General features: G+C 71.3%; 9 protein-coding genes. All 9 read right to left on the bottom strand.

Annotated elements, in window-relative coordinates:
* Nucleotides 1-125: 125 nt before the first annotated feature.
* The gene (locus tag OG627_RS23830; RefSeq protein ID WP_443073525.1) at nt 126-1,379 is read right to left on the bottom strand and encodes a glycosyltransferase family 2 protein; all 1,254 of its coding nucleotides are present in this window, start codon (nt 1,377-1,379) and stop codon (nt 126-128) included.
* A gap of 193 nt (nt 1,380-1,572) precedes the next feature.
* Nucleotides 1,573-3,687 carry a hypothetical protein gene (locus tag OG627_RS23825; RefSeq protein WP_329068286.1) on the bottom strand — a complete coding sequence of 705 codons (2,115 nt, stop codon included), beginning with the start codon at nt 3,685-3,687 and terminating at the stop codon, nt 1,573-1,575.
* Between the two features lie 139 nt (nt 3,688-3,826).
* On the bottom strand, nt 3,827-5,332 hold the full coding sequence (locus tag OG627_RS23820; protein WP_329068284.1) for a bifunctional cytidylyltransferase/SDR family oxidoreductase: 1,506 nt from the start codon (nt 5,330-5,332) through the stop codon (nt 3,827-3,829).
* A 335-nt stretch (nt 5,333-5,667) separates the two neighbouring features.
* Nucleotides 5,668-7,104 carry a GTPase ObgE gene (gene obgE, locus OG627_RS23815; protein ID WP_329068283.1) on the bottom strand — a complete coding sequence of 479 codons (1,437 nt, stop codon included), beginning with the start codon at nt 7,102-7,104 and terminating at the stop codon, nt 5,668-5,670.
* A gap of 134 nt (nt 7,105-7,238) precedes the next feature.
* Nucleotides 7,239-7,493: a 50S ribosomal protein L27 gene (gene rpmA, locus OG627_RS23810; protein ID WP_114621967.1), complete on the bottom strand. Its 255-nt coding sequence runs from the start codon at nt 7,491-7,493 to the stop codon at nt 7,239-7,241.
* Nucleotides 7,494-7,507: 14 nt separating this feature from the next.
* Entirely contained in the window at nt 7,508-7,828 is a 321-nt protein-coding gene (gene rplU / locus OG627_RS23805; RefSeq protein ID WP_097869286.1) for a 50S ribosomal protein L21, read from the bottom strand.
* Between the two features lie 293 nt (nt 7,829-8,121).
* On the bottom strand, nt 8,122-12,387 hold the full coding sequence (locus OG627_RS23800) for a ribonuclease E/G (RefSeq protein WP_329068280.1): 4,266 nt from the start codon (nt 12,385-12,387) through the stop codon (nt 8,122-8,124).
* A gap of 234 nt (nt 12,388-12,621) precedes the next feature.
* Nucleotides 12,622-13,416, bottom strand: a complete 795-nt coding sequence (locus OG627_RS23795; protein ID WP_329068276.1) for a TIGR03936 family radical SAM-associated protein — start codon at nt 13,414-13,416, stop codon at nt 12,622-12,624.
* Between the two features lie 245 nt (nt 13,417-13,661).
* Nucleotides 13,662-14,195: a GNAT family N-acetyltransferase gene (locus OG627_RS23790; RefSeq protein WP_329068275.1), complete on the bottom strand. Its 534-nt coding sequence runs from the start codon at nt 14,193-14,195 to the stop codon at nt 13,662-13,664.
* Between the last annotated feature and the right edge of the window lies 1 nt (nt 14,196).

The raw sequence follows: 14,196 nt of genomic DNA, 5'->3' as shown, positions 1-14,196 counted from the left end.
TGCGCTCCGGGGTCACCGCGCGCGGTCGAGCGCCGGTCCGGTACCACCGGCGGTTCCGGCGGTGGTCCTCTTGTCCTGTCAGGTGCCCGTCCGGGCCGCGCCCATGCGGCCCGGACAGGACGCGCTCACGCGGTGCGGTTGCGCGGCAGCGCTATGGCCCGCGCCTGGGCGCGCAACCGGCGCGCCACTCTGCGCGCCAGCGAGTTGCGCCGGCGTACGACCTCGGGCGGGTCGATGCGCTGTAGTCCCGGCTTGCCCAGCCAGTCGGGCACGGTCACCTCGTACGCCGCCGTCCCTATGCCGGAGGACCGGTCCTCGAAGTGCGGGAAGACGAGATGGGGGGTACGGTCCCGGCCGCGCTGGACGACCTCGGGCACGGTCTCCGCCTTGACGAAGGCCAGCATGTCCGCCAGCAGATCGAGCCGGCCCAGGGCGACGCACTCCAGGCGCAGCCGCTCGGCGACCTTGATGCGCCGGGCGACGCCGGGGGTCCAGTAGCGCTCCATCAGCGGCGCCGCCAGCTCCAGTTTGTGCTTCTGTATCTTCTTCGGCTGCTTCAGGACGCCGTGTCCGAACTGCTGGATCAGTCCGACCGTGAAAGGTCTGACCATCAGCCGGTCCCGCTTGGGACCGGCCGGTACGAGTTCGGTGATGAGCGCCATCAGAGCGCCCGCAGAATCGAACCGCAGCGTATAACTGCCGCTCTTGGTCACGTGTTTGCCGTCGTCCCGGCCGACCAGGTAATAGCAGGTGTAGTCGGCGATGACCGAGACGCCCTTGCCCCGGATGTACGCCTCCATGGTGAAGAGCGCGTCCTCACCGGTCTTCAGCCCCTCGTCGAAGCGCAGATTCAGCCGCTCTATGAGCGCGCGCCGGAAGAGTTTCTGCGCGCTCAGCGTGTAGATCACCTGCGAGTCGTAGATGTCGACCCGGTCGGCGGTGCGGCGCCACATCGACTTGGGCGCGCCTCTGTTCACTCCCTCGACCTTGCCGAGCACCACGTCCGTACCGGCGCGGTCGGCCATGGCGACCATGCGCTCCAGGGATTCCTCGGCGAAGTAGTCGTCCGCGTCGAGGAAGAAGATATAGCGCCCCCGGGCCATACCTATGCCCACATTGCGCGGCCCGCTGGGGCCGCCCGAATTGGCCTGACGTACCACCCTGGTCGGGATGGCCGTCCGTGCCGCGAATTCCTCCAGATATTCCCCCGTGCCGTCGGTCGAGCCGTCGTCGATGGCGACGATCTCGATACGGTCGGCACCCAGGGTCTGGGCTTCGACCGATTCCAGGCAGCGGATCAAGTAGGGCATTGCTTCATATGCCCCGACGATCACACTCACATCAGGAACAGACTTATTGTTCATCGGAAAGGAAGACAAGTTGTGGCGAATGTTGGTTGTCTTCCCACGTTGACCATTCTCTGTGACTGCCATCACATGGCCCTGACGCCGCGTCGATCCACGGCCCTCCCGGGGGCGGAAAGCGAAAGGCCCGGCGGGGCGCCGCTGAGGCGCCCCGCCGGGCCTGCCGTACCGTCCTTGGCCGTCCCCCTCGGGGACCGGCCGGGCCGGGCTATCCGCGTACCGGTGAGTCCAGGTCGTTGACCTCGGGCTCGGCCGACGGCGCGGAGTCGTCCGGCGGCGCCGCGCCCTCGGGCTCGGTGAGGCGCTGCTCGACGCTCTCGTTGCGGGCCGTGGCCTTCTCGGCCAGGTCCCGGGTCGCCGCGTTGAACTGCTCCATCGACGTCGGCTCGTCGGGTCCCAGCAGATACCGCTTCAGCTCGGTACGGTCCCGCGCCTGCCGGTCGGCGGCCGGGTCGGCGACCGCCGTGAGCAACTCGTCCAGCTCCACCGCGCTGTTGGAGAGGACCACGGCGGCCCGTACGGCGGTGTTCTGCCGCTTGAACTCCTCCACGCCCAGCTGGGCCGAGTCGGTGACCGCGTACGGCTTGCCGCTCGCGATGAAGTCCGAGACCACGCTGGAGATGTCGGAGACCATGGCGTCCGACTGGTTGAAGCAGTCGTACAGCTTCGGCTCGGGACCGGTGACGACCCGGTGCTCCCAGTAGCCGAAGGACCGCCAGAAGGCGTCGTTCCACTCGCCGCGCAGCCGCTTCGCCTCGTCCAGCCCGCGCTGGTCGGCGAGGGAGGTGCGCGACCGCTCCGCCTCGTCGCCGCCGACGCGGGCCGGTGCGTCCAGCTCCGCGAGACGGGCTTCGATCCGGGCCAGTTCGGCGCGCGCGGCGCTCTGCTCGCTCCGTACCGCCTCGGCCGCCTCGGTCCAGCGCGGCTCGGTCTGCCGCGCGGCCGTGGCCTCGGCGAGCATGGCCGTGACGCGCTCGTGGACGTCCTTGGCCTTGCGGTCACGGATGCCGGTGAACGGGTGCGGCTTGTAGATGACCCGGACCGGGCGCTCGGCCGCCAGCAGCCGCCGGACGATGTTCTCGCCGGCCAGCAGCAGCGAGGTGTTGCCGGGGTTGTCGTCCCAGCCCTCCCAGGTGGGCGCGTACAGAACCGTGGGAATCGGGTTCTTCGGCGTACCGCTCCACAGCTGGATCGGCGCCAGCTGCGGGCGCCCCACCTCGACGATGTCCTCGTCGCGCACCCCGACGTCGGCCAGCGCGTAACGGTCGCGGCCGGCCCGGCCCGCGGTCCACACCTCGTCGTACGCCTTGCTGTACGGGTTGACGCTGGCGAGCTTGTCGCTGTCGCCGTGGCCGATGAAGACGTGCTTCATGGTGGGCACGCGCAGCAGGTGGATGTTCTTGCCGACATTGGCCGCGTACAGCGCCACCCGGACCGTGGAGAGGTCCATGTTCATCAGATGCGTCCCGCCGGGGACACAGATGACCGGTACCGCGGTCGGGGCGAGCTGGGAGGCGATCCCGCGCTCACGCAGGATGATCAGCGGCTTCCCGTCGATCTGCTCCATGGTCTCCAGCCACATGTTGACCTGGTAGGCCGACTCCTTGGACCCGGAGAAGTAGAGCACCACGGTGGGCTGATAGCCGCGCAGCCAGTCGTCCACGGCGGCGAGCACGGTGGCCGCCGCCGGCACGCGCCGGCGACGGCGCAGGTTCAGGGCGAGGGCGGCGACGTAGAGCAGACCGAGGCCGAGCGTGAGGCCCACGCCCAGGTAGCCGTAGAGGTAGTCGCCGGTCCACGCGGCGACGATCAGACCGGCCACCGCGGGAAGGTCGAGGTGGAGCATCTTCTCGCCCGAGCGGCGCAGCAGCCTGGCCGGCGGGGCGTCGGGGATGCGCAGGGCGCTCAGGTCGACGTTGCGGGTGGCGACCGGCATGGTGCGGCGCAGCCGGATCAGGGTCACCAGCGCGCCGTGGAAGACCTGGAGCGCGTAGAAGACCAGGAAGCCGCCGAGCATGACGTAGAAGATGATGCGGTCGGCGAGGTCGAGCCGCGCCACGAGCAGGATCAGCAGCAGCTGACGCACGAGGAAGCGGATCGACAGACCGGCTCGGACCTTCTGGAGCCGGTTGACCAGGTAACTGCCACGCATATGCAGAAAACGGTCGGCTGCGTAGGTCACAGCCGCGGCCACGGCGAAGAAGCCGAGATTCGGAATCAGTGCGGCGAGCAGCACGCACGGATAGCCCAGCCCCAGCAGGACTGCCGCGGCCAGCTCGGACCGGCTGCCCACGCGGGCCAGTCGAATGGCGGTCGAAATCACGAAGAACCTGCTCCAGAGGAGTGCCGGTTTATTTCACATTTGACGGAAATTGTGAAGGTGGGGCTTCACGCATTCGGGCCTCCGCGATACGCCGGAAGGCGATCACAGAGGCCCGAATCATGCAAGTTGTGGAAAATTATTACACATCTTCCTGACGGTCCAGTACGGCGGCCAGCGCCTGCTCGAAATCGGAGGCCTCGGAGGCTCCGCGTGTCGGGTCCTGCTGGCGTACGTCGATCACGTGGCCGGTCAGCTCGGAGAGCAGTACGTCCAGGGAGGTCCTGGCGACCGCCTCGGAGGAGAGCAGCGAGCCCTCGGGCTCCTGACCGAACGCCTTGGTGCGCATGGGCGTCGCGGTGCGCTCGGGGTTGACGCAGTTGACGCGGATCCCCTCGCCGGCCCATTCGTCCGAGAGCGCCTGGGTGAGGTTCACCATGGCCGCCTTCGTGGACGAGTAGAGACTGTACTCGGCGCGGCCCCGGGTGTAGCTGCTGGAGGTGTAGAGCAGCAGCTGGCCCTTGGTCTCCACCAGGTACTTGTACGAGGCGCGCGCGATCTGCACCGGGGCCAGGTAGTTGACGTTCAGCGCTTCCTGGATGGTGGTGTTGTCGGTCTCGGCCAGCTTGCCGATGCGCAGCACGCCCGCGGTGTTGATCACGTAGTCGATACGGCCGGTCTCGCCGTAGGCGCGGGACAGCGCGTCGTCGACGTGCTCCGGGTTCTCCACGTGCGTGCCGGTGGTGGAGCGGCCCAGCGCGTAAACCTTGGCGCCGTACGCCTCGGCGAGCTGGGCGATGTCGGCGCCGATGCCGTAGGAACCGCCGAAGACCACCAGCGTCTTGTCGGCCAGCAGCTCGCGGTAGGCGTCCTCGGAGACCTGCTGCGGAGCGGCGGTGGAGGCCAGCTGGAAGAGCTTGTCGGCGATGAAGACGTCGACCGGCTGCGTCACCTTCATGTTGTACTCGTCGCCCGCGACGACGTAGATCGGCACGTCGGGCAGGTACTTGAGGACCACGGAGCAGTCGTCGGTGGCCTGGAAGTTGGGGTCCTCCGCCGCGACCTCGTACGCCCTGCGGACGGTGGAGAGCTTGAACGCCTGCGGGGTCTGGCCGCGCCGCAGCCGGGAGCGGTCGGGCACGTCGGTGATGAACTCGCCGTCGCCGCCGTGCGTGCGGGTCACGATGATGGTGTCGGCGGACGGGATCGCCACGTCCACGGCCTGGTAGCGGCCGAGCGCGTCCACGCAGTCCTTGATCACGCGCTGGGACAGCAGCGGGCGTACGGCGTCGTGGAACAGGACGTTGCGGTCCTCGCCCTGCGCCAGCCCCTCGCCCAGGGCGGCGATGGCGCGCTCGGTGGTCTCGTTCCGCGTCGCGCCGCCCTCGATGACCCGGCTGACCTTGGTCAGTCCGGCCTTGGCGACGATCTTCTCCACGTCGGGCACGTAACCCGGCGCCATGAGCACGATGATGTCGTCGATCGAGTCGCTCTGCTCGAAGATCCACAGCGTGTGCTCGATGACGGCCTTCCCCGCGATCTTCAACAGCTGCTTCGGGATCGACAGACCCACACGCTGACCTGTACCGCCCGCCAGGACGACGGCGGTGGTGCGGGGCTTCGCGGGCGACGCGGAAGTTGCAGACACAGGACTGACCTACCTTGCGGGCTCAGAGGATGTAGCGATGGTCCCACCCGTGGCAATCCTCTCGCAAGGCGGACCACGGCCGGGTGTCACCGGTGCGCAACCCCTGATTCACCTGCGACGACGAGTGCACCCGTGGGACGTGGAGCGGGGTCGCCCGTGAAGGACACCACATAAGTTTCACTTACGAGCACGGGGGGTCGCACATGAGAGGTGACGCGGTGGGGCCGCACGGTCACCCGGTGCGACAACGGGCGGTCACGGCACGTGCCATGACCGCCCGCGGCCGACCTCGGAAGCCTCGGTTCCGCAAGCCGCGGCCCCGGAGGAGCGACGGATCAGAAGGGCCGGAACGCGTCGTACTCCTGCTGCGACTCGTCGCGCTCGGCGTCCCGGTCCCGGCGGCGCTGCGCCGCGGGACGGGGCTCCTCCAGCCGGTGGTCCTCGCCGCGGCGGCCGAGCATCTCGGCGCCCGCCATCATCGTCGGCTCCCAGTCGAAGACGACCGCGTCCTCCTCGGGACCGATGGCCACGCCGTCGCCGGCGCGCGCGCCGGCCTTCATCAGCCGGTCCTCGACCCCGAGCCGGCTCAGCCGGTCCGCGAGATAGCCGACCGCCTCGTCGTTGCTGAAGTCGGTCTGCCGGACCCAGCGTTCGGGCTTCTCGCCCCGTACGCGGTAGATGCCGTCCTCCTCCAGCGCGACGGAGAAGCCGGCGTCGTCGACGGCCTTCGGGCGGATGACGATGCGGGTCGCCTCCTCCTTCGGCTTGTCGGCACGGGACTTGGCGACGATCTCGGCGAGCGCGAAGGACATCTCCTTGAGCCCCATGTGGGCCACGGCGGACACTTCGAGCACCTGGTAACCGCGCTGCTCCAGGTCGGGCCGGATCATCTCGGCGAGATCCTTGCCGTCCGGGATGTCGATCTTGTTGAGGACGACGACGCGCGGCCGGTTGTCGAGCCCGCCGTACTGCGTCAGCTCCTCCTCGATCACATCGAGGTCGGTGAGCGGGTCCCGGTCGGACTCCAGCGTGGCCGTGTCCAGGACGTGCACGAGGACGGAGCAGCGTTCGACGTGGCGCAGGAACTCCAGGCCCAGGCCGCGGCCCTGGCTGGCGCCCGGGATGAGACCGGGGACGTCCGCGATGGTGTAGACGGTCGAACCGGCGGTGACCACACCCAGGTTGGGCACGAGGGTGGTGAACGGGTAGTCCGCGATCTTGGGCTTGGCCGCCGAGAGGACGGAGATCAGCGACGACTTCCCGGCGCTCGGGTAGCCGACGAGCGCCACGTCGGCGACCGTCTTCAGCTCCAGGACGACGTCCCCGCCCCGGCCGGGCTCGCCGAGCAGCGCGAAGCCGGGCGCCTTGCGGCGGGCCGAGGCCAGTGCCGCGTTGCCCAGACCGCCCCGGCCGCCGTCGGCGGCGACGTAGGTGGTGCCCTCCCCGACCAGGTCGGCGAGGACGTTGCCGCGCTTGTCGAGGACGACGGTGCCGTCGGGCACCGGCAGGACCAGGTCCTGGCCGTCCTTGCCCGAGCGGTTGCCGCCCTCGCCCGGCTTGCCGTTGGTGGCCTTGCGGTGCGGCGAGTGGTGGTAGTCGAGCAGCGTGGTCACGGACTGGTCGACGACGAGGATGACATCCCCGCCCCGGCCACCGTTGCCGCCGTCGGGGCCGCCGAGCGGCTTGAACTTCTCACGGTGTACGGAGGCGCAGCCGTGGCCTCCGTTACCCGCGGCGACATGCAGCTCGACGCGGTCCACGAAGGTGGTCATGGGGATTGCCTCCAGTACATACGGAAATGTCTTACGTGAGAACACGCGAAGGGCGGACCCGCTTCCCGTCTCCGGGAAGTGAGGTCCGCCCTCGCGAAGAAAACCGTTCTACAGCGTGCCTATGCCGGAATGGCTCAGGCGACCGGAACGATGTTCACGACCTTGCGGCCACGGCTGGTGCCGAACTCCACCGCGCCGGGGTTCAGCGCGAACAGCGTGTCGTCGCCGCCACGGCCGACGCCGGAACCGGGGTGGAAGTGCGTGCCGCGCTGGCGGACCAGGATCTCACCGGCGTTGACGACCTGACCGCCGAAGCGCTTCACGCCGAGCCGCTGAGCATTGGAATCGCGCCCGTTCCGAGTGGACGATGCGCCCTTCTTGTGTGCCATGTCTCCTCAGTCCCTTACTTCGCAGCCGCGGGGATGCCGGTGACCTTGATCGCCGTGTACTGCTGGCGGTGGCCCTGGCGACGGCGGTAGCCCGTCTTGTTCTTGTAGCGAAGGATGTCGATCTTCGCGCCCTTGTGGTGGTCCACGATCTCGGCCGTGACCTTGATGCCGTCCAGCACCCACGGGTCGCTGGTGACGGCGTCGCCGTCGACCACGAGCAGGGTCGAGAGCTCGACCGTGTCGCCAACCTTGGCGGTGGGAATCTTGTCAACCTCAACGATGTCGCCGACAGCAACCTTGTGCTGGCGGCCACCGCTGCGCACGATGGCGTACACGCGGATCTCACTCTCGCTCGGAACGGAAACCCCTGATGCCAGCCGCTCACACGGCCCGGGGGCCGTGACGATCCGGAAAGGACGAGCGGCCTCTTCCAACCGCGCCGAAAGGCGCCGGGAAGGTAGGTGCTCAGGGGTAGGCGCGCATACAAACACGCCGACGCTCAACAATACGGACCGCTCTCCGGGGGGTCAAACCGGGTCCGGCGGACCGGGACAGCGCGGTGCCCCGCACCGGAGTTCCGTCACTCCGGTACGGGGCACCGTCCGCTCATCGGCGGGCCTGCCGGGACTCAGTCCTCGGCCGGCGCCGACACTCCGCGCGGCGACTGCTGCTCGGCCGCCGCGGTCTTCTTCGTCGTCGACTTGGCCGTGGTCTTCTTGGCCGTCGTCTTCTTCGCCGTGGTCTTCTTGGCGACCGTCTTCTTGGCCACCGCCTTCTTCGCGGGGGCCTTCTTGGCGGGCGCCTTCTTCGCCGTCTTGGCCGTCTTGGCCGTCTTGCGGACCGCCTTCCTGGCCGGAGCGGACTCCTCCTCGGCGGCGGAACCGTCCGCTACGGCGGCGGTGTCCGCGGCCGGCTCGTCGGCCCGCACGGGCTCCACCGGCGCGGCGGCCGGCTCAGCCGGCTCGACCACGACGACCGCCGCGTCCTCGGCGCCCGACGGCGAACCGGCGGGGGCGGTGGCCTTACGGGTCGCCCGGCGGCGCGCACGCGGCGGGGCGGCGACCGGCGCCTCCTCGACGGCGGGCGCCTCGGCCGCGACCGGCGCGGCCACGGCCGCCTCGGTCACGGACACCGGCTCGCTCTCGGCGGGCGTCGTGGGCAGGACCACCTCGGCGTCCGCCGTGTCCACGGCCTTCGGCGAACCGGCCGGGGCCGACGCCTTACGGGTGGCACGGCGCCGCGTACGGCCCTTGGGGGCCGCCTCGGGCACCTCGGGCTCGACGGCCTGGGCGGCCGCCGGAGCGGACACCTCGGCCTGCGCGGCATCGGCCGGCGCCTCGGTCACGGTCTCGGCCACCAGCGGCTCCACCGGCGCCGCCTCGGCCTGCCCGGCCTCGGCGGTCCCGGTGCCGCGCGGCGACCCGGCGGGGGCCGACGCCTTGCGCGACGCCCGGCGCCGCGACCGGCCCCGTACGGCGGCCTCCGCCTCAGCGACGCTGCTGTACAGCTCCTCGTCGGGGACGAACTCCGGCTCGGCGAGCGCGACCGGGGCGGCCACCTCCGCCGCGACCTCGGCCTCGGACTCGGTCTCCGTGCCCGCCGTCTCGTGGTCGTGCTCGTGCTCCGTACCCGAAGCGCCGCCGCGACCGCGCTTCTTGGCGCGCTTGCCGTTGCCGCCACCGGCAGCCGTGGGCTGCTCCATGTGGACGATCACGCCGCGGCCGTTGCAGTGGACGCAGGTCTCGGAGAACGACTCCAGCAGACCCTGGCCGACCCGCTTACGGGTCATCTGGACGAGCCCCAGCGAGGTCACCTCGGCGACCTGGTGCTTCGTACGGTCCCGGCCCAGGCACTCCAGCAGCCGTCGCAGCACCAGATCCCGGTTGGACTCCAGCACCATGTCGATGAAGTCGATGACGACGATGCCGCCCAGGTCGCGCAGGCGCAGCTGACGGACGATCTCCTCGGCCGCCTCCAGGTTGTTCCTGGTGACCGTCTCTTCGAGGTTGCCGCCCTGACCGGTGAACTTCCCGGTGTTGACGTCGACCACGATCATGGCCTCGGTCTTGTCGATGACCAGCGAACCGCCGCTCGGCAGCCAGACCTTGCGGTCCAGCGCCTTCATCAGCTGCTCGTCGATGCGGTACGTCGCGAAGACGTCGACCTCGCTGGTCCAGCGCGACAGCCGGTCGGAGAGGTCCGGCGCGACATGCGCGACATAGCCGCTGATGGTCTGCCACGCGTCGTCACCGCTGACGATGACCTTCGAGAAGTCCTCGTTGAAGATGTCGCGGACGACCCGGACGGTCATGTCGGGCTCACCGTAGAGAAGGGTCGGCGCGTTGCCGCTCTTCGCCTTCTTCTTGATGTCCTCCCACTGCGCCTGGAGCCGCTCGACATCGCGGCGCAGCTCGTCCTCGCTGGCGCCCTCGGCGGCCGTACGGACGATGACGCCCGCGTCCTCGGGGACGATCTTTTTGAGGATGGTCTTCAGCCGGGCCCGCTCGGTGTCGGGCAGCTTGCGGCTGATGCCGGTCATCGAGCCCTCGGGCACGTACACGAGGTAGCGGCCGGGCAGCGAGACCTGGCTGGTCAGCCGGGCTCCCTTGTGACCGATCGGGTCCTTCGTCACCTGGACGAGCACCGACTGGCCGGACTTGAGCGCGGTCTCGATGCGGCGCGGGCCGTTGGCCATGCCGAGCGCCTCGAAGTTGACCTCACCGGCGTACAGGACGGCGTTGCGTCCCTTGCCGATGTCGACGAAGGCGGCCTCCATGGAAGGCAGTACGTTCTGCACCTTGCCCAGGTAGACGTTGCCGACGTAGCTGGTGGCCTGCTCCTTGTTGACGTAGTGCTCGACGAGCACGTTGTCCTCGAGGACGCCGATCTGGGTGCGCTCGCCGCTCTGGCGGACGACCATCACCCGCTCGACGGCCTCGCGGCGGGCCAGGAACTCCGCCTCGGTGATGATCGGCACCCGGCGGCGGCCCTGCTCGCGGCCTTCGCGGCGGCGCTGCTTCTTGGCTTCGAGACGGGTCGAGCCCTTGATGGACTGCACCTCGTCAACGCCGGTGCCCGGCTCGCGCTCGGTGGATTCCTTGGCGCGCCGCTCACGCGGCTCGCGGACCTTGACGACCGTACGCTCCGGGTCGTCCCCGTTCGAGCCGGAACCGGAGCCGGCCTCGGCGTCGGTGCCGCTGTCGCCGCTGCGACGGCGCCTGCGCCGACGGCGGCGGCTGCTGGAGGAGCCGCCACCGGAGCCGGCCTCGGCGTCGTCGTGGTCGTCCTCGTCGGCCGACGCGTGGTCGCGCTGGTCGTCGCTGTGGTCCTCGCGGTGGTCGTCCCGCTCGGCGTCGCCGTCGTCGGAACGCTCGGCGGACTCCTCGTGCCGGTCGGCGGAGTCGTCGCGCTGGTCGTCGCGGTCGGTGTCCTCCGCCGACTCGCCCCGGCGACGGCGACGGCCGCCCCGGCGACGGCGGCGCGAGGGACGGTCCTCGTACTCGTCGGAGTCGTCGCCCTCGGCGGGCCGCTCCACCTCGGTGGCGGCCTCGGTGACGTCGGTGGTGTCCGTGGCGTCGGGTCGGTCCGCGCTCTCGCGCGGCGGCTGGGCGACGGTCCGCTCGGCCTCGGCGGGCTCCGCCGGGGCCTCGCCGCGACGGCGGCGCCTGCTGCGCCGGCCCGAGGGCTCGGGCGCGGCGGCCTGCTCGGGCGCGGCCACGGCCTCGGGGGCGGTGACCGCCTCGGTGGCGGTCTCGTCCTCGTCCTCGTCGGCCTGTCCGTAACCGGCGGCGGCCATGGCGGCGGCCGTCTCCGGGGTCTGGAACATCGGCTCGGTGAAGACGGGGGCCTGGAAGACGGCGACGGCGGGGCGTGCGGCACGGCGGCGCGAGCGCTCGGGAGCCTCGGTCCGCTCTTCCTTCCTGGTGGCCCTGCCGGTGTCCTTCGCGCGCTTCTCCGTGGCGGGCTCGGGCGCGGCGGCGGGGGCCTGCTCGGCCGTGGCGGGGGAAGCGGCGGCGGGCGCGGCCGCCGGGGCGGTGGCCCTGCGGCGCGTACGGCCCCGGGTGGCGGCCTTCTCGGCGGCCTGGACCTGCTCCTCGTCCGCGGCGATCCGGGTGACGGTATCGGCCGGCGGGCTCTCGCCACCGGCTGTCCTGTCGCTCTCCACGGCCTCCGGCGCACCGGCGGGCGCGGTGGCCCTGCGGGTGGCGCGGCGACGGGCACGCGGCGCGGTGGCGCTCTCCTCGGCCGGGCTCTCCTCGGCGGCGGGCGCGGCGGGCGCCTCGGCGGCCTGCACCGGCTCGGCGATGATCTCGGCGGCGGCCTCGGAGACGGTGGTCCCGGGCGCGGCGGCCTTACGGGTGGCACGGCGACGCGCACGCGGCGCGGCGACCGGCTCCTCGGCGGCAGCGGGCTCAGCGGCGGCGGGGGCCTCGGCCACCGGCTCCGGAGCGGAGGTCTCGGCGGCGACCGGCTCGGGCGCCGCGGTCTTACGGGTGGCGCGGCGACGCGCACGCGGCGCGGCCACCGGCTCCTCGGCGGCAGCCGGCTCAGCGGCGGCGGGGGCCTCGGAAGCGGCCCCGGCTTCGGCGGCGGCCGGCTCGGGCGCGGCGGTCTTACGGGTGGCGCGACGACGCGCACGCGGCGCGGCCACGGGCTCCTCGGCGGCAGCGGGCTCAGCGGCGGCCCGGTCCTGCGACGCGCCGGTCTCCGCGGCCGGTGTGACCTTCTCCGTCACGCTCCCGGGGTCCCTGACCTCGGCGGCGGCGGCCGGCGGACCGGCCGGGCGGGACGCCGCGCGGCGCCTGCGGCGCGGCGGCAGCGTATCGCTGGGTGAGTTGTTCTCTTCGTTGGTGTGGGTGTTCCCGGGGGTGCCGGGTTCGGTGGACTCAAGCATGCGGGCGGTTCTCCCGTCACGCTCCCGGGCGCCGCGCCTGATTCCGGTCCGGCCGCGGCCCGCGCAGTGCGCGAATGCCGCCGTCCGGGGCGCGGGCGCCGCACGGGAGCTGTATGTCTGTGGGTCGCCGGTTCCCTACGCGATGTACGCACGGCCTGGCGAAAGTCTTCTGGTCAGTGCGCCGCCCGACCTCGGTGGCTCCCGAGTCCTGGGGCTGCGCTACAACGACCGCTCCTACGCGGAACCTGCACCTTCAGGCGCCTTCGCGGCGGCGGATCCGGCGGCCTCGGTTGGGGCGGGCCGGTCTGCCTCGCGGTCGGGCGCGAGCGGGTCGGTCACCGTGCCGCTCTCCTCGTCGAAGAGCCCCTGCGCCAGCCTGGTCACCGCTGCGGGGACCGGCGGCGCCAGGTCGGCCACAGCTCGGAGACCGGACAGGACGTCGTCGGGTCGGACGGCAGGTGTTACGTGCCGAACCACCAGCCGCAGTATCGCACAGGGCTCGTCCCCGGGCCTATCAGGCTGTGGACGGGCCGGCTGCGGGTCGACCTCCAGGCCGGCCACGGCGCCGCGCGCGTCGAAGGTGCGCAGACCGTTCTTGCCCCGGCGCTGCACCTCCACCGACTCGGCGGCGAGGAACGCGGACACGGCGTGTCCGGCCGCCGCCTCCGTGACGCCTTCCAGCCTCAGCTCCCACACGGAAGCGGTCAGCCGGTCGGCGAGTCCCGACGTGCGGGCCTCGACGGCGTCGATGATGTCGAGGCCCGTGGGGAGCGACTCGTCGAGCAGCTCGCGCAGCTTGTCCGGGTCACGCGCCTCCACGAGGGCGATCTCCAGGAACTCGGCCTCGCTGCCCGTGCCGGTGGGGGCGGCATTGGCGTACGACACCTTCGGATGCGGAGTGAACCCCGCCGAGTACGCCATGGGCACCTCGGCGCGGCGCAGCGCCCGCTCGAAAGCGCGCTGGAAGTCACGGTGACTGGTGAACCGGAGGCGGCCACGCTTGGTGTAACGCAGTCGGATGCGCTGCACCGCCGGTGCGGGCGGCGGGCCTTCGGGCTGTCGCTTGCCCAGTGGTTCTTCTCCTCGGTGCGAGCGGTACGCGGTGACGCGCCGCCCTTGGACGTGGGGGCTACCCCCGGATCCCGGCTCACCCCCGCGCGAGGCGGGGAGATCTCGGGTGCGGGTGCCGCGCCGGGGACGATCGTTGTACTACCCAGAGTACGCGCACGGCCGCCCGGCGGTTCCACAGGCTCGTACGGACGTGCTCCCGGCTCCTACCCGCCCGTCCCGACCCAGAACCGCAGTTTCCCGCCCCGTTCGTCCTCCAGCACCCCGCCGGCCGCCTCGATGACCTTCCGCGACGCCTCATTGGTGGTGTCGCAGGTGACGAGCGCGGAGTCGATCCCGATCCCCCGCGCCACCGGCAGCGCCGCGATCAGCATCGCGGTGGCGTGCCCGCGCCGGCGCGCGGTGGGCCGCACGGCGTAGCCGATGTGGCCGCCCAGCTCCCGCAGGAACGGGTTGAGCCGGTGTCTGATCGCCAGCCGCCCGAGGAAGGTGTCGCCCTCCACGTACCAGAGAGTCGTGTTGGGCACCCACCCCTCGATGCGCGGCGTCTCCTCCAGGGGCTCGGCGTTCAGCCGCTCCACGTACGTCGCGAAGACCTCGGGCAGATGCCAGGTCGCGCCGTACTGCTCCATCTCGTGGAGGAGCAGCGAGCGTTCCCCGGCGTCCTCCTCGGTGAACTCCTTCATCGCGTCGAGGAATGAGGCGTGGACCCGGACGTCGGGAGCGATGAATCGAGGCATC

The organism is Streptomyces sp. NBC_01429, from assembly GCF_036231945.1.
Classification (GTDB): Bacteria; Actinomycetota; Actinomycetes; order Streptomycetales; family Streptomycetaceae; genus Streptomyces.
The sequence above is the reverse complement of the archived record's forward strand: the minus strand, read 5'-3'. Positions and strand labels throughout refer to the sequence as shown.

Bases quoted from the DNA above. Each gene is read 5' to 3' on its own strand.
- OG627_RS23790 (WP_329068275.1), bottom strand. From the start codon at position 14,195: ATGCCTCGATTCATCGCTCCCGACGTCCGGGTCCACGCCTCATTCCTC.
- obgE (WP_329068283.1), bottom strand. From the start codon at position 7,104: ATGACCACCTTCGTGGACCGCGTCGAGCTGCATGTCGCCGCGGGTAAC.
- rpmA (WP_114621967.1), bottom strand. From the start codon at position 7,493: ATGGCACACAAGAAGGGCGCATCGTCCACTCGGAACGGGCGCGATTCC.
- OG627_RS23800 (WP_329068280.1), bottom strand. From the start codon at position 12,387: ATGCTTGAGTCCACCGAACCCGGCACCCCCGGGAACACCCACACCAAC.